This is a genomic window from Agrobacterium deltaense RV3 (genome assembly GCF_900013505.1).
Taxonomy (GTDB): domain Bacteria; phylum Pseudomonadota; class Alphaproteobacteria; order Rhizobiales; family Rhizobiaceae; genus Agrobacterium; species Agrobacterium leguminum.
In genome coordinates this window covers 1,149,751-1,168,720 of record NZ_LT009745.1, presented here as the reverse complement: position 1 = coordinate 1,168,720, position 18,970 = coordinate 1,149,751, and the positions used below count along the sequence as shown (strand labels likewise).

24 protein-coding genes and 2 tRNA genes are annotated in these 18,970 nt (G+C 58.2%); 13 read left to right on the top strand and 13 right to left on the bottom strand.

Going from position 1 to position 18,970, the window contains the following annotated elements:
• The first annotated feature begins 26 nt into the window (after nt 1-26).
• The 4 genes from uppE (at nt 27) to AGR7B_RS05960 (ending at nt 3,873) form a co-directional block, all read left to right on the top strand.
• Nucleotides 27-1,580 carry a polysaccharide biosynthesis glycosyltransferase UppE gene (gene uppE / locus AGR7B_RS05970; protein ID WP_080856244.1) on the top strand — a complete coding sequence of 518 codons (1,554 nt, stop codon included), beginning with the start codon at nt 27-29 and terminating at the stop codon, nt 1,578-1,580.
• Complete coding sequence (gene uppF, locus AGR7B_RS05965; RefSeq protein WP_080856243.1) at nt 1,577-2,818, top strand: polysaccharide biosynthesis O-antigen ligase family protein UppF; 1,242 nt, start codon at nt 1,577-1,579, stop codon at nt 2,816-2,818. Before uppE ends, uppF begins: the two co-directional genes overlap by 4 nt.
• Nucleotides 2,819-2,897: 79 nt before the next feature.
• Nucleotides 2,898-3,047: a hypothetical protein gene (locus tag AGR7B_RS25415; protein ID WP_104679367.1), complete on the top strand. Its 150-nt coding sequence runs from the start codon at nt 2,898-2,900 to the stop codon at nt 3,045-3,047.
• A gap of 172 nt (nt 3,048-3,219) precedes the next feature.
• The gene (locus AGR7B_RS05960) at nt 3,220-3,873 is read left to right on the top strand and encodes a hypothetical protein (RefSeq protein ID WP_080856242.1); all 654 of its coding nucleotides are present in this window, start codon (nt 3,220-3,222) and stop codon (nt 3,871-3,873) included.
• Nucleotides 3,874-3,944: 71 nt separating this feature from the next.
• Here the strand turns inward: AGR7B_RS05960 and AGR7B_RS05955 are convergent, their stop codons facing one another.
• Entirely contained in the window at nt 3,945-4,481 is a 537-nt protein-coding gene (locus AGR7B_RS05955) for a DUF1269 domain-containing protein (protein ID WP_080856241.1), read from the bottom strand.
• Between the two features lie 218 nt (nt 4,482-4,699).
• Between AGR7B_RS05955 and AGR7B_RS05950 the strand changes: the two genes are divergently transcribed.
• The 3 genes from AGR7B_RS05950 to AGR7B_RS05940 all read left to right on the top strand — a co-directional run bounded on the left by AGR7B_RS05950 (nt 4,700) and on the right by AGR7B_RS05940 (nt 5,482).
• Nucleotides 4,700-4,776 (top strand) — tRNA-Pro (locus AGR7B_RS05950).
• A gap of 138 nt (nt 4,777-4,914) precedes the next feature.
• Nucleotides 4,915-5,175 (top strand): hypothetical protein, encoded by a 261-nt coding sequence (locus AGR7B_RS05945; RefSeq protein ID WP_065654007.1) that lies wholly within the window; start codon nt 4,915-4,917, stop codon nt 5,173-5,175.
• A 103-nt stretch (nt 5,176-5,278) separates the two neighbouring features.
• Complete coding sequence (locus AGR7B_RS05940; protein ID WP_020811145.1) at nt 5,279-5,482, top strand: hypothetical protein; 204 nt, start codon at nt 5,279-5,281, stop codon at nt 5,480-5,482.
• Between the two features lie 69 nt (nt 5,483-5,551).
• On the opposite strand, the gene AGR7B_RS05935 is transcribed toward AGR7B_RS05940, so the two are convergent.
• From AGR7B_RS05935 to AGR7B_RS05905, 7 genes are all read right to left on the bottom strand, one after another.
• Nucleotides 5,552-6,049, bottom strand: a complete 498-nt coding sequence (locus tag AGR7B_RS05935; protein WP_065654008.1) for a ferritin — start codon at nt 6,047-6,049, stop codon at nt 5,552-5,554.
• 73 nt (nt 6,050-6,122) lie between these two features.
• Nucleotides 6,123-6,578: a pseudoazurin gene (locus tag AGR7B_RS05930; protein ID WP_080856240.1), complete on the bottom strand. Its 456-nt coding sequence runs from the start codon at nt 6,576-6,578 to the stop codon at nt 6,123-6,125.
• On the bottom strand, nt 6,575-7,396 hold the full coding sequence (locus AGR7B_RS05925; protein ID WP_065654009.1) for an ABC transporter ATP-binding protein: 822 nt from the start codon (nt 7,394-7,396) through the stop codon (nt 6,575-6,577). The genes AGR7B_RS05930 and AGR7B_RS05925 overlap by 4 nt, the downstream gene beginning before the upstream one ends.
• The gene (locus AGR7B_RS05920; RefSeq protein WP_080856239.1) at nt 7,393-8,445 is read right to left on the bottom strand and encodes a FecCD family ABC transporter permease; all 1,053 of its coding nucleotides are present in this window, start codon (nt 8,443-8,445) and stop codon (nt 7,393-7,395) included. Before AGR7B_RS05920 ends, AGR7B_RS05925 begins: the two co-directional genes overlap by 4 nt.
• A 112-nt stretch (nt 8,446-8,557) precedes the next feature.
• Complete coding sequence (locus AGR7B_RS05915; protein WP_245317690.1) at nt 8,558-9,670, bottom strand: ABC transporter substrate-binding protein; 1,113 nt, start codon at nt 9,668-9,670, stop codon at nt 8,558-8,560.
• A 296-nt stretch (nt 9,671-9,966) separates the two neighbouring features.
• Nucleotides 9,967-10,521: a dual specificity protein phosphatase family protein gene (locus tag AGR7B_RS05910; RefSeq protein ID WP_003521565.1), complete on the bottom strand. Its 555-nt coding sequence runs from the start codon at nt 10,519-10,521 to the stop codon at nt 9,967-9,969.
• A gap of 138 nt (nt 10,522-10,659) precedes the next feature.
• Nucleotides 10,660-11,247, bottom strand: coding sequence for a YqaA family protein (locus AGR7B_RS05905; RefSeq protein ID WP_080856238.1), 588 nt, complete (start codon nt 11,245-11,247; stop codon nt 10,660-10,662).
• A gap of 511 nt (nt 11,248-11,758) precedes the next feature.
• Between AGR7B_RS05905 and AGR7B_RS05900 the strand changes: the two genes are divergently transcribed.
• Nucleotides 11,759-12,403: an exopolysaccharide biosynthesis protein gene (locus AGR7B_RS05900; RefSeq protein WP_080856237.1), complete on the top strand. Its 645-nt coding sequence runs from the start codon at nt 11,759-11,761 to the stop codon at nt 12,401-12,403.
• A gap of 3 nt (nt 12,404-12,406) precedes the next feature.
• Here the strand turns inward: AGR7B_RS05900 and AGR7B_RS05895 are convergent, their stop codons facing one another.
• Nucleotides 12,407-12,685 (bottom strand): hypothetical protein, encoded by a 279-nt coding sequence (locus tag AGR7B_RS05895; RefSeq protein ID WP_065654012.1) that lies wholly within the window; start codon nt 12,683-12,685, stop codon nt 12,407-12,409.
• A gap of 176 nt (nt 12,686-12,861) precedes the next feature.
• On the opposite strand from AGR7B_RS05895, the gene AGR7B_RS05890 reads away from it, so the two are divergent.
• A tRNA-Asn gene (locus tag AGR7B_RS05890) sits at nt 12,862-12,936 on the top strand.
• Between the two features lie 101 nt (nt 12,937-13,037).
• Here the strand turns inward: AGR7B_RS05890 and AGR7B_RS05885 are convergent.
• Nucleotides 13,038-13,427, bottom strand: a complete 390-nt coding sequence (locus AGR7B_RS05885) for a DUF2934 domain-containing protein (RefSeq protein ID WP_080856236.1) — start codon at nt 13,425-13,427, stop codon at nt 13,038-13,040.
• Between the two features lie 170 nt (nt 13,428-13,597).
• Here AGR7B_RS05885 and AGR7B_RS05880 point away from each other — a divergent pair, with 170 nt between their 5' ends.
• The gene (locus AGR7B_RS05880) at nt 13,598-13,837 is read left to right on the top strand and encodes a hypothetical protein (protein WP_065654014.1); all 240 of its coding nucleotides are present in this window, start codon (nt 13,598-13,600) and stop codon (nt 13,835-13,837) included.
• A gap of 70 nt (nt 13,838-13,907) precedes the next feature.
• On the opposite strand, the gene AGR7B_RS05875 is transcribed toward AGR7B_RS05880, so the two are convergent.
• From AGR7B_RS05875 to AGR7B_RS05865, 3 genes are all read right to left on the bottom strand, one after another.
• Complete coding sequence (locus tag AGR7B_RS05875) at nt 13,908-14,351, bottom strand: TIGR02594 family protein (RefSeq protein ID WP_080817213.1); 444 nt, start codon at nt 14,349-14,351, stop codon at nt 13,908-13,910.
• 113 nt (nt 14,352-14,464) lie between these two features.
• Complete coding sequence (locus AGR7B_RS05870; protein ID WP_080856235.1) at nt 14,465-15,022, bottom strand: methylated-DNA--[protein]-cysteine S-methyltransferase; 558 nt, start codon at nt 15,020-15,022, stop codon at nt 14,465-14,467.
• A 135-nt stretch (nt 15,023-15,157) separates the two neighbouring features.
• The gene (locus tag AGR7B_RS05865; RefSeq protein WP_065654016.1) at nt 15,158-15,427 is read right to left on the bottom strand and encodes a DUF982 domain-containing protein; all 270 of its coding nucleotides are present in this window, start codon (nt 15,425-15,427) and stop codon (nt 15,158-15,160) included.
• Between the two features lie 188 nt (nt 15,428-15,615).
• Between AGR7B_RS05865 and AGR7B_RS05860 the strand changes: the two genes are divergently transcribed.
• The 3 genes from AGR7B_RS05860 (at nt 15,616) to AGR7B_RS05850 (ending at nt 18,965) form a co-directional block, all read left to right on the top strand.
• Nucleotides 15,616-17,055, top strand: coding sequence for a cryptochrome/photolyase family protein (locus AGR7B_RS05860; protein WP_080856234.1), 1,440 nt, complete (start codon nt 15,616-15,618; stop codon nt 17,053-17,055).
• Nucleotides 17,056-17,177: 122 nt separating this feature from the next.
• Nucleotides 17,178-18,215: a cysteine synthase A gene (locus tag AGR7B_RS05855; RefSeq protein WP_003521575.1), complete on the top strand. Its 1,038-nt coding sequence runs from the start codon at nt 17,178-17,180 to the stop codon at nt 18,213-18,215.
• Nucleotides 18,216-18,227: 12 nt separating this feature from the next.
• The gene (locus tag AGR7B_RS05850; RefSeq protein ID WP_065654018.1) at nt 18,228-18,965 is read left to right on the top strand and encodes an alanyl-tRNA editing protein; all 738 of its coding nucleotides are present in this window, start codon (nt 18,228-18,230) and stop codon (nt 18,963-18,965) included.
• The last annotated feature ends 5 nt before the right edge of the window (nt 18,966-18,970 follow it).

Sequence of the window (18,970 nt, the reverse complement as noted above, 5' to 3'; positions counted from 1 at the left end):
TGCGCTGGAGGGTGCGGACCAAGGCAATGACCAAGACTGACAAGGACAGGCTGCAATTCGATCTGGCGTCATTGCGCAAGAAACTCTCCGACCATGAAGCCGGCGGGGCTGCGGCCTCCGAAACCGTCGTTCTCAATCCGCTTGCACGGCAGATCGCCAACCAGCTTCGCGCCGGCAACCATTCGCCCAACATGGTGATCGGGCAATTGCGGCTTCTGGAATTCACGATGCTCGTCGTCATCGCCGCCATCGTCAACGGCATCGCAGCCGATCGCGGTCTCGAAACCTTTCTGTCGGTTTTCGGCGGCGGCGTGCTGGGGGCGGCGCTCTGCGTGTTTCTGTTGCAGGCCGGTGATTGCTATCAGCTTCCGACACTGCGCACGCCGCTGAAGATGTTCGCCCGCATTCAGGGCGCAGTGTGCCTCTCCTTCGTGGGAATTGCCTGTTTCCTTCTCCTCTTCTTTCCCGATGCGCTGCATTCCTGGCAGGCCTTCGGCATCTGGTATGCAACGGGTGCGGTGGCGATCTTCGCCGGGCGGCTGATCCTCGGCTTCGCCATTCGCCACTGGGGCCGCAACGGCGTCATGGAACGCCGTGCCGTCATCGTCGGCGGCGGCGATACCGCCAAGGACCTTATCCGCTCGCTGGAGCAGCAGTCCGATAACGATATCCGCATCTGCGGCATCTTCGATGACCGGAAAAGCGCCCGTTCTCCCGAGGTTGTCGCCGGCTATCCCAAGCTTGGCACCTTTGCGGAGCTGGTGGAATTTGCCCGCCTGACGAAGCTGGACATGCTGATCATCGCCCTGCCGCTCAGCGCAGAGGCGCGCATTCTCCAGCTTCTGCGCAAGCTGTGGGTGCTGCCGGTCGATATCCGCATTGCGGCGCATGCCAATAAATTGCGTTTCCGCCCCCGCGCCTATTCCCATGTCGGCAAGGTGCCGATGCTCGATGTGTTCGACAAGCCGATCCGCGACTGGGATTCGGTGGCGAAACGGGTGTTCGACATCACCTTCAGCCTCATCGGCATCGCCCTTTTATGGCCGGTGATGGTGGGCGCGGGAATTGCCGTGAAAGCGACCTCGAAAGGCCCGGTCCTCTTCAAGCAGAAGCGCCACGGCTTCAACAATGAGACGATCAACGTCTGGAAGTTCCGTTCCATGTATACGGAACTCAGCGATCCGACCGCGAAAAAGGCCGTGACGAAGAACGACCCGCGCGTCACGCCCGTCGGCCGCTTCCTGCGCAAATCCTCGATGGACGAACTGCCGCAGCTTTTCAACGTTCTTTATGGCGATCTTTCGCTCGTCGGGCCGCGTCCGCATGCCGTTCATGCCCAGACGGGCGACCTGAAATATACCGAGGTGGTGGAGCACTATTTCGCGCGCCACAAGGTCAAGCCCGGTGTTACCGGCTGGGCGCAGATCAACGGCTGGCGCGGCGAGATCGACCATGGCGACAAGATCAAGTTCCGCACCGAATACGATCTCTACTACATCGAGAACTGGTCTTTGTTCCTCGATCTGAAGATCCTGTTCCTCACGCCGATACGGCTGCTGAAATCGGAAAACGCCTATTGACCCACACCGGCTACCAGCACGCACCGGATTTCGACGCGCCGCTGGCCGCCATGCGGCTCGTCGGTTCGTTCTTCATCGCATTCGGCGTGTTCCTTTCCGGTTTCGTCATTTCCGAGCCGGCGCCCTATGAGCTGATGATGGTGGGACAGGTGGCCCTGTGGTTCCTGCTCGGCCTTCGCCTTTCGCGCACCGTCATCCTGCTTCTGTGCCTGCTGCTGGCCTTCAATGTCGGCGGTTATCTTTCGCTCACCACCATGGCCGATCTGGATGAGGGACCGCTTTATCTCGCCGTCTCGACCTTTCTGGCGCTGACCTCGGTTTTTTATGCGGCGATCATAGAGGACAAATACCAGCGGCTGCTTTTGATTTTCCGGGCCTGGCTTGCGGCGGCGCTGATCACCGCCCTGCTCGGCATCATCGGATATTTCCACGCCATTCCGGGTTTCGAAGTCTTTACCCTTTACGACCGCGCCAAGGGCGCCTTTCAGGACCCGAACGTTTTCGGCCCCTTTCTGGTGACGCCCTCGCTTTACCTCATTTACGGCCTTCTCACCGGCAAGGCGATGCATGGGCCCTGGCGGATCGCCGGGCTGCTCATCCTTTCGCTTGCTGTGTTCCTGTCGTTCTCGCGCGCGGCCTGGGGCCTGTTTCTGTTCGCCACCATCCTCCTCGTCTTCGTGATGCTGCTGAAAGAGCGCACGGCCGCGTTTCGCCTGAAGATCCTCGTGCTGTTTCTAGTCACCGCCGGGCTGATGGTCGCGGCGGTCATCATCGCGCTGCAGTTCAAGCAGGTGGCGGATCTGTTCTCCAGCCGCGCTTCGGCGGTACAATCTTATGATGGCGGCCATCTCGGGCGTTTTGCCCGCCACTATCTCGGCTTCCTGCTCGCCATGGAGCACCCGCTCGGCATCGGCCCCATGGTGTTCGACAATATTTTTCCCGCCGCCGAACATAATATCTGGCTGAAGAGCCTGACGACGCATGGCTGGTTCGGTTTCGTGATCTATCTCGTGTTGATCTGCTGGACCATCGCCGCCGGTTTCAGGCACCTGCTGCGGCCACGCCCCTGGCAGCCGTTCCTCATCATTTCCTGGGTGACGTTCGTCGGGCATGTAATGATCGGCGCCGTCATCGATACCGACCACTGGCGACACTTCTTCCTGCTGCTCGGCATATTGTGGGGATGCATGGCGCTTGAAAAACGCGAAAGCCTGCGCCGCCGCACGCGTGTCGCCTAAACCGCTTACCCTTACGGAACCTTACGCCATTTCATGCGTTTAGCCCCGGATTCTGATTGTCAAACGGGGAGACATCTTAATGACGCAGACCAATAATCTCTATCTTATCATCGGCGCACTCATCGTGGTCATCGCAGGCCTTGGCGTCTATGTCTGGCACGAGGAAAGCAAGCCGAAGGGGATCGAGATGAATATCGGCCCGAACGGCGTCTCCGTTCAGGAGAACTGATCCGCAAGCGTCGCGCAAAGTCCGGCCATTAAGACCGGGTGCATCCCAAGCCGAACGCGGCAGGGATTCGCCCGGTCTTCTTATGAGAGGAGACGAAAGGCGGGATCGATGCCCGCCGAGCCGGTTCGGTACGAATGATGCGTATCGCCCGATCAAGGAAACAGCTAGCGCAATGGTCTCCTCCATCGACCTGTCCACACGCCTCACCGCCACCAGACTGGCCCTCAAGGCCATCAAGGAGCAGGAAGACAATTCCGCCGTCACATCCTCCTCCACAACGCGGACGTCTCTCCTCGATTCTTACGGGCTGGACACCACCTCCTCCTCGTCTTCCACCAACACGCGGCTCACGCAGCTTCTGGCGCAATATGCCCAGACCTCGAACGAGGATACGCAGACCGACGACACGGATACCCAGCTTTCTTCCGGCGATATCACCAAGGCCGATTTCATGAAGGAGCTGAAGGAGACGCTGGAAGAACTGACCGCGGATCCGGACAAGGCTTCGCAGGCCAAGGCCATGCTGGAGGCTTTGACGGCCGGCACGCTGACCGTCTCCGATCCCGCCGAGGGTGCGCAAATAAAGGCCTGGGATGTGGCCTCCGATAAAGAGACCACCTCCAGGCCGGCCACGGATATCGCCATGACGGGATGGAGCGACTTTCTGAAAGACCATCTCAAACGCGACGGCTCGGCCTATGCGAGAAGCGAGACCGGCGCCTATGTCGATACCGTTTCCGGCGACAACGCGTTTTTCGGCAGTGTCGGCAGCCGCTATTATTATCTCACCTGGCCGCAGGCGAAAAACGGCACTTTGACCGTATAAGCTGAATTCCCCGATGCCCGAGCGGATGGCCGCGACATGGAAAATGCCGCAGCCTCGCTTTCAACGTCTGCTCAGACGGCAGGTGCGGCAGCCGTTTCGGCTCCGCCGGAAAGCGCCTTCTGCAACTGCGCTTCCTGCGCCGGCGACAGCGACGTCTTGATGACCCGCCCGCGCAGGCCTTCGAATTCCGCCAGCACCTTTTCCGGCTGCACCTTGCGGATCAGCACGAACAGCGCTGAAGAACCGTTGGGAATGGTCTCGCCGAGCGATTTGATGAAATCGTCGTCGATGCCGAAATCCGTTAGCGAACCCGCAAGAGCCCCCGTGCCGGCACCGATCGCGCCGCCGATGGCAAATCCCGCCAGTGGATTGAGGAAAAGCAGGCCGACGAGGCCGCCCCAGAGACCGCCGGACAGGAAACCGGAGCTTGCGCCGATCGCCGTCAGATTGACGCTTTGTTTCAGATGCACCTTGCCATCTTCATCGCGAACGACAACCACGGCATCTTCCAGATCGACCAGATATTCCTTTTTAAGGCCTGCAAGCTTCAGAAGCACCCTGTCGGCCACTTCCGTTCCGTCAAAACCAACAACGACGAGTTCGGACATAGTTCGTCTCCCTGAGTTTCACTTCCGCTGCGATTGAACGCCGAAGCGGGCGGCTTGTTCCGGCAATGATGGAAAGGGGATGTGTCATGCGTTTGACGGCCGCCCATCCGGGCTGCTTAGCCCTCTCTAGGCCATCCACACCCTTTGCTCCTTTTTTTATGAAAAGACCATTTTCCGCTTGCGCCCTAACAGGCTTATATATAAACGGCTTTCAGGTTCGGAGCGTAGCGCAGCCCGGTAGCGCACTTGACTGGGGGTCAAGGGGTCGTGGGTTCGAATCCCGCCGCTCCGACCATTAAAATCAGATAGATAGCCAGTTCCCCCAGAGCTGGCTATATTTGTTTCAGCTATCTGGTAACCTGCGCCATGCGCGAATTTAAAAGCCCGGATTGGGCTATGCGTTTGTCCAGGCCTGAGAATGAGGTGTGCCGAGATGGCCAAAAAAACGAAAATAGAACACTCAGAATTCTCGGGCGAGTTTGAAGACGACGGCATCACGGTTCTGGTTGATATCTACCGGCCCGCTGGCACCCAGCAGGATTGGACGCTCGAGGTCATCAGCGAGCACGACGATGTCACCACCTGGGACGAACCCTTCGCGACCGACAAAGACGCCTGGGAAGAATTCCTGGCAACGTGTGAGAAGGACGGGATTCGCAGCTTTCTGGATGGCGAAGAACCGTCTGTTCACTAACGTTCAATTCCGCAATGCCGGACTGTAAAGGGCGACGCCCATTGCGTTGTTGACTCTCTGCTAAAATTAGAACATTTAGTGAACAAAAGAGAGGTCATCCACTATGTCCGACGCTGAAAAAATCACCCCCATACGGCCTGACGACATAGCCGGATATGTCATCCAGTGTCACGACGGCGATGCGAAGGCGGCTGTCGAAGCTCTTCTCGGCGAAATCGAGCATCTGCAGGAACAGCTTTCCCTGGCGGTCGCCATCATGGGAAAGGGATACACGCGTGGATGGACGCCGGATATCGGACGCGATTGAGCCAACGGCCTCCACTCCACAAGCCGTGTTCGATGCAGCTTGTGGAGCGCAAGAAAACTGGCGCAGCAATCAGCCCTTGTCCGCCAGCTGACCGATTTCGCGGTCGATCAGGTAAAGCGCGTTGGGGCCGTCGCCGATCAGCTCGATCTTGCCGAGTATGGTGCGGCAAAGGCTGTCTTCCTCATGCTGCTCATCCACGAACCATTGCAGGAATGAGGTTGTGGCGTGGTCTTTTTCCACTTGGGCAAGATCGACTGCCGCGTTGATGGCGGCGGTGACGCGGGATTCGTGCTCCGTCACGATGGTGAACAGCCCCTTGATGTCGTTTGCCGTGACCTGCGGCGCCGGCAGTTCGGAAAAGGTGACGCGTGCGCCGAGATCGTTCAGAAAGCCGAAGATGCGGTGCATGTGCTCCAGCTCTTCCGCCGCGTGGCCGAGCAGGAATTTATAGCAACCGTCGAGATTGCGTTCCGCCGCCCATGCGGCCGCCTGAAGATAGGCGTGGTGGGCGCGCAGCTCGCCATTGAGGAGATCGTTTAGCGTCGTTTCGATAACTTTGTTTGCCATGGTTTCATCCTTGGTTTCGGGGTTGAAGAAGCGGATTTGCGGTGCGGATTGGCGCGGCCTGAAAGGCGGGGCGTTATTGTGCGGGCGTCACCTGCCCGAGCGCCGTCTCCAGCCTTTCGCTCTTCATGACGAGCTTGGGCCGCAGCTTCTCGGCCTTTTGTCTGACGGCTTCGAGATTGACGGGCTTGCCGACCTGAATGATGCCGATCATCGCCATCATCAGATGCGGCGGGCAATAATAGAGATAGACACCCTCCTTCTCGACAGTGACGGTGAAGGCCTCATCGAGCTTGCTTTTCCAGGGGCTAACGCCTTCCGGAACCGCATAGGACTGCACATAGTGGCTGGAATTTTGCGGCACGAAGGTAATGGTGTCGCCCGGCTCCGCCTTCACATAGGAAGGCTCGAACACCATGCCGCCATCCTTGCCGTAATTGAGCATCAGGATCTTGTGTTCGGCGGCAAGGGATGGTGTGGCGGGCAGGATTACGGCCAAAGCCGTGGCAAGCGTCATCAAAAATCGTTTCATGCAATTATTCCTTCAAGGGTTTTGAAATGTTCGAGCGGCGGATCGCCCGCCGGCTGGATGACGGGATTGCCGCGCCGGTCGCGCAACACCTCCACGGCAACGCCATAGGTCTCGGAAATAAGCTTCGGCGTGACGATATCGCCCGGTGCGCCGGTCGCCTTCAGCGCGCCATCCGAAATCACCAGCAGGTTATCGGCATATTGGCAGGCGAGATTGAGATCATGCAGCACAACAAGCGTCACCCGGCCATTGGCGCGGGTTTCCCGCCGCACCAGATCGAGAAGCGCCACCTGATGCTTGAGGTCCAGCGCGCTGACAGGCTCATCGAGCAGCATCGCCTGCGGTTCACGCATCAGGACCTGCGCAAAAAGCGCCATCTGCCGTTGCCCGCCGCTGAGCGAGGCGATCTCCCTGCCCGCCAGATGGGCTATTCCGGCCTGATGCAGGCGTGTCATCGCCAGATCGAGCGTTTCGTCGTCGATATGAAGCGAAAGCCGGCCGAAGCGGCCGAGCGCCACCACCTCCAGCACACTGAGCGCTATATCGGCGGCCGTATCCTGCGGCATATAGGCGAAACGATCCCGCCATTCCCTTCTGTGCCGCCCTGCCCTTTCCCCAGCCTGAAGGCGACGATCGCCGAGGTTGATCGCGCCGCTGGCGAGCGGCAGGTCGCCGAAGATTGCTCTGAGAAGCGTCGTCTTGCCCGTTCCGTTTGGGCCGATGACGGCGTGGATTTGCCCGGATTCCAGGCGTGCCGAGAGGTCTCTCACAATTACCTGCCCGCCCCGTTCGACGGAAATATTATCCAGAACCATCATCGGCCGCGCCTCTTCGGAGCGAAAATCAGCCAAAGGAGAAACGGCACGCCGACAATGGCGGTTACGATGCCGACCGGGAACAGAGCGCCGGGAATGATTGATTTGGAGAGAATCGAGGCTGCCGAAAGCATCAGCGCGCCGCTCAGTACCGACATGGGCAAGAAGAAGCGCTGATCCTCGCCCACCGTCATACGGGCGATGTGCGGCGCGACCAGCCCGATGAAACCGATGACCCCGACAAAACTCGTTGCCGTCGCGGTCATGATGGCGACGATGATGAGAACCTTCATGCGCAGCCGGCGCACATTGATGCCGAGGCTGGCTGCCCGCATTTCCCCCATCCTCAGCGCCGTCAGTTTCCAGCAATCCGCCATGAGCAGGGCGCAGCAGAAGGCGGTGACGGCGGCCGTCAGACCGAGCGTTGGCCAGGTCGCCTTGGTGAGGCTGCCGAACAGCCAGAAAAGAATCTGCTGCGACAGTTCCGGCGAGGACAGGAACTGTATGAGCGACAGAAGCGACTGAAACAGGAAAAGAAGTGCGATGCCGCCGAGAATGATGGTTTCGGCCGTCATCTGCCGCATGGAGGCCAGCATGAAAAGGAAAAGCGCAGCGAGCATGGAAAAGACGAAAGCGCCGAGCGGAACGGCAATCATGGCATCCAGCCCGAGACCGCCGAGCGAAAGCACCAGCGCGGCGCCAAAGCCCGCCGCAGCCGCCATGCCGAGCGTGTAGGGGCTTGCCATGGGATTATTCAGCAAGGTCTGCATCTGCGCGCCGCCGGCGCCGAGCGCCGCTCCGACGGCAAGCGCCATCAGCGCCATGGGCAGGCGAAGGCCGCGCACGATGGAATCGGTCATCGCCGCCCGTTCGCCAAGGCCGGTCAGCGACTTCACCACTTCGGCGGGCGACAGCAGCGATGGACCGGTGGCGATATCGAGAACGAGGCTCACCGCCATCAGCACGAAAACGACCAAGACGACGCGCCAGCGACGACGTTCACGCAGCCGGTGCGCACCGATGGCTTCGGCATTGCGGGCGGCAATTGTCATGGAAAACCTGTTTGAAAAAGACGGTGAAAAACGGACGCCGTGCCGTGGCGTCCGCGGAATTTAACCTTCAGCGGCAAGCAAATATGCTTTTCCGCCGCCGGCCACAGAACCATCAATCCTTGACGGCGATGGCAAAGGTGCCTTCAGGCGTGACCGGCAGGTACTTCCTGTAATAGCCGAGATAGTTGGCGATCGGATCGACATCCTTGAACTGCTCGGGATAAAGCTGCTTGGCGATATATTGCACCATGGCGAAATCGGAGAGTGTGCGCGACGCCCCCTGATAGACACCGAACAGTTGACCGTTCTTGATGGCAGGCACTTCACTCCAGCCCTGACGGGTTTCGAAGGCCTTGAGCTTTTCGCGGGCATCCGCGGGCTTCACCGCCTGCCCCATCGGCAGCGCCGCGGGGTTCTTGTTGTTTTCACGGCCGGAAATGAAGATGGCGTCGGGCTTCGAAGCCAGAACCTGCTCGGGATTGATCGGTCCCCACCACTCGACGAAAGGTGCTGCGATATTGTCGCCGCCAGCGGCGGTGGACATGGCGCCCCACATGTTCTTGCCATAGGTGAAGGAATATTCGGCCGGTCCCTTATTGCCGAATTCGACATAGACCTTCGGTTTCGGCTGACCGGATTTCGCCACCCGTTCGGCGACATCCTTCAGAGAACCGGCGTAGAATTCCGCAATTTCCTTGCCGCGCTGCTGCTGGCCGGTGAGTTCGCCGAAAAGCCGGGTGGAGGCGACGTGGCGCTCGACCGTCTGGGCGTTGTAGTCGACGACAACGACGGGAATGCCCTCTTCTTCCAGACGGTCGGCATCGAGACCGAGCGCCTTGTATTGCCAATCCGCCAGGATCACCAGATCAGGATTGAGGCTCAGAACTTTTTCGACCGAGAAGGTCTGGGCTTCGACTTCGCCGACATCGGCAATATCCGCAAGCGAGGCGCGGTGAGCGAGATGCATTTTCCAGTTGGCGGGAACCCAGCCTTCCCACGCTTCGCGGGAAATGCCGACAACGGAATCATAGGCCTTTTCGCCACCGACCGCCATGTAGTCCTCGAAATAGAAACCGAGAACGACGCGTTTTGCAGGAAGATCAACCTTCACCTCGCGTCCGATGACGTCAGTGATGGTCTTCTCTGCAGCGGTGGCGGAAGGTGCGATAAAGAAAACGGATAAGAACGATGCGGCAAGGCCGCCGATAAATTTTTTGCGGGTCATGATGCGATCCAGAAGTTGAAACAATGCCGCTGTATAAAAGGTGACACTGCGAGTCAACTTAAATTGCAAGATCGCATAAGTTGCTAATATAAAAATGAAAATTGTCATTTCCGGTAAAATGCATGTCGGAGAAATATTGCGCTGGGCGGCGGCGATAGATGCAGCGCTGCCGCGCCCTCAGCCGGCCAAGATCTTTGGGTTGCGCCCGTCCCGATAACCTCCGCCATCGAGACAGGACGCAAGATCCCGTTCAGATCATTGAAGTGTGCCCTGTGGGAAATGCCCCCGAGCCGACTTCAGAACTCGTTGGAGGCGATGGCGAAATCGTCGACGACTGGCATCTTTTCCGCGTTCTCCCAAGTCCGGTCCATGGCGTAAGTTTCCGAGAGATAGGGAATGCCGATATGGCCGAAGCGGAAGGAAAGCTGGCTTTCCGCCTGTTCCTCATCAAGCTTTGCCACGCGGCTGAGATAGAGCGCGGTGGCGAGGCCTGTCCTGTCCGCACCGGCCTTGCAATGAATGAGGATGGGCTTCGGCGCATCGCGCATGATGGCGACCAGCTCGTTGACCCTGTTCATGTCGAGCTCCTGACTTGCCGACATGCCGAAATCGATATGATTAAGTCCCAGTTCGCGGGCGGTTTCGACCTCATCGCGATACCAGGCCTTGGATTCGTTCGCACCGCGCAGATTGATGACCGTCCTGATACCATGGTCTTTGGTATAGCGGACGAGCTGCTCATTGCTCGGCTGGTTGGAGCGATAAAGCTGCCCCGCGACAACCTCGTGAAAATTGCCCAGGAGCTGAATGGCGTAGAGGTAACCGCCTGCGGCAAGCACAGCAATACCCATGCCCCAAAAGGAGCACTTCCAAAATCTTCGCATAATAAAACGGTTCCCTCATTCGACGAGAGAACCGATACAGACGGATTCTGACAGTAAGCTGAAAGTTATGCGACAGTATTGTAAGAGTGGAAAATTTGCGCTTGATCAACGCACGAAAACGTAAACCGCATAGACCGCGATGAGCGCGGCGGCGGCTGCCGCGGTGATGGCGCCAAGGCGTTTTTCGATGAAATGACGCACCGATTCCCCGTATTTCTGCAGCAATCCGGCAAGGATGAAAAAGCGCGCGCCGCGCGTGACGACGGCCGAAAGAATGAACAGGCCAAGGCTGATATTGGCCGCGCCGGACAGGATAGTCACGACCTTGATCGGCGGCAGATGCGCGAGCCCCGATGTCACCAGCAGGAGAACGATGGTTTCGTAGTCAACGGAGTTCTTCAGATGCTCGAAGCTGTCGAGCTTGCCGTAAAATTCGAGAATGGGCCGCGCGATGCTTTCAAAGGCATAGTGGCCGAGGAACCAGCCGGCGATTCCGCCAAAAACCGAGGCGACAGTTGCCACGAGCGCATAAAACATCGCCTTTTTCGGCCTGGCCAGCACCATGGGCAGGAAAAGCACATCGGCAGGCACAACGAAGATGGAGCTTTCCACGAAAGCCACGATTGCCAGCCACCACACGGCGGTTTTGCGCGCGGCGAGCGCCATCGTCCAGGCATAGATGTTTTTCAGCATGTCGTGTCCCCGGGGAAGAGTGTTGCGGAGTGAAGGCAGGCGGGAGCAAAGGCATATCGGCGGTGATTCATGCGGTTGCCGACGGGCCGGAGAGACCGGCCCCGAATGAGGATTAGAGACAACGCAAGAGAATGGCAAATGTTGGAAAATTTATTTTTGCATCGCAAAAAATCATAAAGACGAGCATTTCCAGCCCTCACCGCAAGCCGGTTGTTGCAATGCGAAATTTCAGCCTGTGGTAGATGAACTCGCCTTTTTGCTGTAGAATAAGAGGTGGAGGAAAGAGGAGGAAGTTATCATGGACTATGTAAACTTCGTTACATCGATCAATCCGGTCATACTTGTCATTCTGCTGGTAGTTCTTCTTGCTGGCGCCTACAGCAGCTGGGTTTCGCACTAATCCAGGCGAACCGCGCGACCAAATGTGATGAGGCTCCTTTTCTATCGGCGATAGGCATCGGGCCGGATGGATGTTATCAATCCCGGAGTTAAACAACTTCCGGGAAGCCGCATGACGAACGAATTCGCATTCACTGATACGTCTGAAAAGCTCAGCACGACGCTTGAGAAGCTGATAGGAAAGCTGCAGGGTCAGACGATCACGTTGCGCGAGTTGATGGAAGCGATCGGCGAACAGGGCCTTTTGCTCATCTGCGCAATCGCCTCCCTGCCCTTTCTCATCCCGGTTTCCATTCCCGGCGTCAGCACGGTCTTTGGTGCGGCGATCATTCTTGTCAGCCTGGCAATCACCCTCAACCGCCTGCCATGGCTGCCGGCAAAAATCCTCGACCGGCAGATGGAGACGGCAAAGCTCGTTCCCGCCCTTCAAAAAGGCGTCGCCATTGTCTCCAAGCTGGACGGTTTCATTCGTCCGCGCATCCCCGCGCTGACGACCGGCATTATCGCCAACCGCATAAACGGACTTGCGCTGATGACGGCGGGCGTATTGCTGATGATGCCGCTCGGCTTCATTCCCTTCTCCAACACCCTTCCAGGCGTTGCGATCCTGCTTTTTTCGGCAGGGATGACTCAGAGGGATGGCGTTACCGTGCTCGGCGGCTACCTGTTTCTGGGGCTGACGGCGATTTATTTCGCAGCGCTCGCCTATGCGGCCTTCTGGGCCGGCCAGGGCATCAGCAGTTCCATCGGCGCATAAGACCTATTGCCGGTCGCCCTTGCGGGTGTCGCGGCGGTTCTGCCGCGATGCCCACCAGACCGCCAGCCGTCGCCGCTGGCGGCGAACCGCCGGCAGATCGTGGGAAAGCACGACGAGACCAAGCGGAACCATCCAGAAGCCGAGCACGGGCAGGAAACCAAGCGTTCCGCCAACCACCAGCGCCGAGCCGGTCGCAATCCTGCCGACGCGCGAACGCGGCATGGCAAAGCTCCATTTTCCGACATGGAGGCGGTGCGTTCTGTGGTCGATACCGAATTTCATTCCATCCTGCCCTTTTGCATCTGGCCTGTGGATAATTTTTTCACCGGCGATAAGCCCGGAAAATCGGGACTTTGGATGGATAAAACAAGAGGAATGCGTTTTTTTTGAAAAAACCGCTTGGCAAATCGGAAAAGCATTTGTATTACCCCGCTCACACCGCGCCAAGCGGTGGACGTTCCCTGGTAGCTCAGCGGTAGAGCATTCGACTGTTAATCGACAGGTCGCCGGTTCGAATCCGGCCCGGGGAGCCATTTCTCTCAACAACACGTTTTGAAGAGCGAAGTGCAGCTGCAATTCGCCCCATTCTTCTTGGGGATTGTCGTGACTTCCCGATCATCCTACCGCCAAACGATCAGCTCTTTTTGACCGCCCGTTTCGTCGCCTTCGTGGCGTTGGTCAGCGCCGGAGGATCGCTTGCCGGAAAACTCTCCTCAAGGCTCTCGGTGAGATCGTCTTCCTTGTTCTTATCCGTAGATTTCCGCTCTTTCTCAAGCGATTTTACCGCGGGTGATTTGGCATTTGCCGGAGTTGCCTTTTTCGCTGGTGTCTTCTTCGCAGGCGCCTTCGCGGCAGCAGACTTCTTCACGCCATTTCCGCTTTTGGACTTCGCCGCTTCCGCATCTGCGGAAAGCTCCCGTTCCGCCTCGATCCAGTGTCGTTCATGGTGCCCGTCGGGTCTTCCTTCCCTCTCCCATATTGCGCGCGCTTTTTCACGGATTGCGGCTTCGCGGTCATGGCTCATAACGGACCTCCCTGTTTACGTTGCACCGGTTTTGATTGTGCCATTGAAAAAACAAAAAAAGCCAGAGTTAGTTCCGCTTTGACCTGCGACGAATAAGCATTTCCGCGAGAAACGGAACCGTCATCGGCCGCCGATCGTTTGACCTGCAGAAACCAGCAGGAGATCGCTTCATGACCACCCCGCAGAAGCCGAAAACCGAACCGCTTGATATTGAGGACGATGATGTCGCGCGGTTTGAAACAGACAGCGAACTGAAAGCCAAAGATGTCGAGATTTACCCGGACGAGAGCGTGAGCCTGCGTGCGCGCCGGCAGGCCGCAAGGCAGCACGAGGACGCCTTCATCGTCGCCACAGACCTTGAGGACGACGACCAGCGCGACGCAGCACCTGGCACCAGAGAGCAGCCTTAGGCCCAAACATGGAAAAGGCGGGTCAAAGCCCGCCTTTATCGAAAAAATGCCGTCAAAAATGTCAGGAGATTTATCGGCGGACCGAAACGATGGCCTTGCGGTTGAAGTTCGACACCTGCACCCGGCCGGACTGGTTGCCGCCGAGGATTTGGGCGGTCTTGCCGCTCATGCTCTTCAAAATGCCGGCGTGGTAACCGCGGCCATTGCGAATGACGACGACATCGCCGGGCTTCGCCTGACTGACTGGCACGGCATAACCGAAAGATGTCCAGGACTTCGCAAATCCATAGGATTTGGGAGATTGCCGGCCGGCCTTGCTGGCGACCGCATGCAGGAAAAGGCCGCACCATGGGGTGCTGCGGGGATTTGCGCCAAGAATGTTCTTGAGGCTCTTGTTGTTCTTGGACTCATGCAGCCCGGTGTATTTTTCTGCCTGGTTCAGCATGCCGGCCGAGGCCGATGCAACGACTGTAAAAGACAAGGCAACCGATAGAATTAACGCGGATACTCTCAAACGTCTCGCCCTTATGTTAGAGGGCGCCCGTGTATTGTGACAATTTAGCGACAATTTGACGAGAAATGGGCAGAAATCAGACGCCTATTCATGGGCGCTGATCTGTCATTGCTTCAAAAGAGGCTGCCCTGCGCCTCATCGGTGCGGCTGCGGCCGGCATTTTCGAGATCCAGCATACGCAATTTGGTGGTGGTTCCGCCCGGTGCGGAGAAGCCGCCAAGCCTGCCGCCGGCGGCGAGAACCCGATGGCAGGGAATGATCAACGGCACCGGATTTTTCGCCATGGCCTGACCGACATCGCGGGCCTTTTCCATACCGAGGCCTAGCGTTTTTACGATGCCGCCATAGGTCGTCGTGTCGCCCCAACCGATCTGCCGCGCAACGGCGTAAACATCGAGGAAAAAACGCTCCTGGCCGGCGAGATCGAGTTCGACGGCGGTAAAATCGATCTCCTCGCCGCCGAAATAACGGGTGATCATCGCAATCACCTCACGCATGCGTGTTTCGGGAACGGCGATGGAGGCGGATGGCAGGCGCTTCTGGAGAAGTTTTTCGGTCTCGCCGGCGTCAGAGCCGGGCAATTGCAAACGCACAATGCCCCGGCCCGCCCATGCAAGGCCGCAATGGCCGAGGGCTGTGGGAAAAACAATATAGCCGTAGTGGTTGCTCATTGCCGTCGCTCATCCGCATTTTTGCATGCACGATGCCATATCCCGCATTCGAAACAACCCGTTTCCTGCTCCTCAACAAACAAGGCCACCCGTTTTTGGCGGGTGGCCTTATACACATCAGTTCCGAAAATCCGTTCAGGACGCGATTTTGCCCGGCTCTTCCACAAGGCACCGTGCCTGCCGGCTGGCGGCAACGAAGGCCGTGCGGGCAATTTCCCCCGCCACGTCGCCCATCAGCGAGGCGCGGCACAGGCGCAGCGCCTGTTCATGCACCTTGTCGCCACGCTCAGGCCATTCGTGCTGGAGAAAATCGAAGGCTTCGTAAACGCCATTGAAAATACGGGGAGCACCGTTTTCAAGGGAGATGGTAACGGGCTTTTCCCACTTAACGTCATTCAGCAACATTGATTGCACTTCCATGCTCTATTAACCCGCGACAAACGCCGGCTCCTCCAGTTGGTTCCCTTTATCAGCGGTTTCAAGGGCGAAAAAATAACCCTCGAAAAACCATGCCCTCCATCTTTCCATTCTAGCCGATTTGCGGAACAAAGCGTTTCAACACTCGTTCAAGCGGAAGTGAACCGGGTCCTTTCATGCCGACAACAGCCTCCCCCGCCATCGTCTGGTTCCGCAAGGACCTGCGCCTTTCGGACAACCTCGCTTTGCTTGCCGCCGTGGAGCATGGCGGCCCCGTCATCCCCGTCTATATCAGGGAAAAATCATGCGGCCCGCTGGGCGGCGCACAGGAATGGTGGCTTTACCACTCCCTCACGTCCCTTACCGCTGCACTGGAAAAAATCGGCAGCCGCCTCGTGCTTCTCAGCGGTGACGCCGGCGAGACATTGCGCCATCTGATATCCGAAACCGGTGCAGAGGCGGTATTCTGGAACCGCCGATACGATCCTGCCGGCATGGCGACGGACAAGGCGCTGAAACAGACGCTTCGGGATGACGGCCTGACGGTCCGCAGCTTTTCCGGCCATCTGCTGCATGAACCATCGAGGCTGCAGACGAAATCCGGCGGTCCATACCGGGTCTATACGCCTTTCTGGCGGGCGCTGGAGGGCGGCGAGGAGCCACATGCGCCGGCGGATGCGCCGAAGGGTCTCAAGGCGCCGAAGACGTGGCCAAAATCGGAAAAGCCTGGCGATTGGAAACTGTTACCCACCAAGCCCGACTGGGCGAAACACTTCAGCGACATCTGGTCTCCCGGCGAAGGCGGGGCGCGGGAGAAACTCGACGATTTCATCGATGGCGCTTTGAAGGGTTATGAAGAAGGCCGCGATTTTCCGGCAAAGCACGCCACCTCTCTGCTTTCGCCGCATCTGGCGTCCGGCGAAATATCGCCTTCTACCGTCTGGCACGCGACGAAGGGGCTTTCCCGCCATATCGCCTCCAACGATATCAGCCGTTTTCGCAAGGAAATCGTCTGGCGGGAATTCTGCTATCACCTGCTGTTTCATTTTCCCGAACTCGATGAAAAGAACTGGAACGACAGTTTCGACGCCTTCCGCTGGCGAGACGATGAAAAATCCTTCACGGCGTGGACCCGCGGGATGACGGGATATCCGATCGTCGATGCCGGCATGCGGCAATTGTGGAAACACGGCACCATGCATAACCGGGTGCGTATGATCGTGGCGTCCTTCCTCATCAAACATCTGCTGATCGACTGGCGGAAGGGCGAGAAATGGTTCCGCGACACGCTTGTCGATGCAGACCCGGCCTCCAACGCCGCCAACTGGCAATGGGTGGCGGGATCGGGCGCGGACGCCTCGCCATTTTTCCGCATCTTCAACCCCATATTGCAGGGCGAAAAATTCGACGCCGATGGCGATTATGTGCGCCACTTCGTGCCGGAGCTGGAAAAGCTTGAGCGAAAATACATCCACAAGCCGTTCGAAGCGCCGAAAGAGGTGCTGAAGAAAGCGGGCATCGAGCTTGGCAAGACTTATCCGCTGCCGATTGTCGACCATGGAAAAGCACGGGAAAGAGCGCTTGCGGCCTATGCCGACGTCAAGAAGAACGCATAAAATTGGGTATCGGCAAAATTTTGCGTGGCTAAGCCAAAGCCGGGAAGATAATTTCTTGCCTTGAAGCGGTTGTAACGGGACATAACGGCACCTAATTTCCGCTCAGACAAGAAGGCTCAATCATGACCATTCACTCCTCTGCGCTCAGTGCTATCGGCAACACGCCGCTCATCCGTCTGAAAGCCGCCTCTGAAGCGACGGGGTGTGAAATCCTCGGCAAGGCGGAATTCCTCAATCCCGGGCAATCGGTGAAGGATCGCGCCGCACTCTACATTATCCGCGATGCCGAGCGGCGCGGGCAGCTGCGCCCGGGCGGCACCATTGTGGAGGGTACTGCGGGCAATACCGGCATCGGTCTGTCGCTGGTCGCCAATGCGCTGGGTTACAAGACGGTCATCGTCATTCCCGAAACGCAGAGCCAGGAAAAGAAGGACGCGCTGAAGCTTCTCGGCGCCAAGCTGGTCGAGGTTCCGGCCGCCCCCTATTCCAACCCGAACAATTACGTGAAGGTTTCGGGCCGGCTGGCAAAACAGCTTGCCGCAACCGATGAAAACGGCGCGATCTGGGCCAACCAGTTCGACAACATCGCCAACCGTCAGGCCCATATCGAAACGACGGCCCCCGAAATCTGGGACCAGACGGACGGCAAGGTCGATGGCTTCATCTGCTCGGTCGGTTCCGGCGGAACGCTTGCGGGCGTGGCCGATGGCCTGCGCGACTTCAACCCCGACATCAAGATCGGCCTTGCCGATCCCGAGGGTGCGGCTCTCTATGAATTTTACAAGCACGGCGTGCTGAAATCCGAAGGCTCGTCCATCACCGAAGGCATCGGACAGGGGCGCATCACCGCCAATCTGGAAGGTTTTACGCCTGACTTCTCCTATAGGATTTCGGATGCGGAAGCGCTGCCGGTGCTGTTCGATCTGGTGACGAAGGAAGGGCTTTGCCTTGGCGGCTCCTCCGGCATCAACATTGCCGGCGCAATCCGCCTTGCCCGCGAGCTCGGTCCGGGGCATACAATCGTGACGATACTGTGCGACTACGGCAATCGTTATCAGTCGAAGCTTTTCAATCCGGATTTCCTGCGTTCCAAGGGACTTCCGATCCCACAGTGGCTGGCGACGAAAAGCGAGATTGCGGTTCCGTACGAAACCGTTTGAGGACATGCCGAAATGCCTGTGAATGCCCTGTTCCGTGACGATTTTTATCTTTCCACCGCAGAAGCGATCGTCACGGCGGTGCATGAGGATGGCGGCATAGAGCTGGACCAGACATGCTTTTATGCCACCTCCGGCGGCCAACCGGGCGATAGCGGCTTTCTCGAGCGGGCCGATGGTTCGCGCATCGAACTCGGTATCACCAAAAACGGCGCCGACAAGAGCGTGATCATCCATGTGCCGCTCGAAGGCCAGCCTTCTCCTGAAGTCGGCGAAAAACTCACCCTGCATGTGGACTGGCCGCGTCGCTACAAGCTGATGCGGATGCACACCGCCTGCCATCTGCTCTCCGTCGTCTGCCAATGGCCGATCACCGGAGCCGCCGTCGGCGAGGATGAATCGCGTGTCGATTTCGACATGTCCGAGACCATAGACAAGGACGAAGTCACGGCAAAGCTTATGGAGCTGGTGAAAGCCAACCATCCCGTCTTCCTGCAATGGATCACCGACGAGGAGCTGCAGGCCAATCCGGGCATCGTCAAATCCAAGAATGTGCGCCCGCCAATGGGCCTTGGCCGGGTCAGCCTCGTCTGCATCGGCGAAAACTCCAGCATCGACAGCCAGCCCTGCGGCGGCACCCATGTTTCCGAAACGCAGGAAGTGGGCGATATTCACATTGCCAAGATAGAAAAGAAGGGCAAGGAGAACAGGCGATTCCGCATTCGTTTCGGCGCGCCTGAAGCTGTTGCCTGAGATTG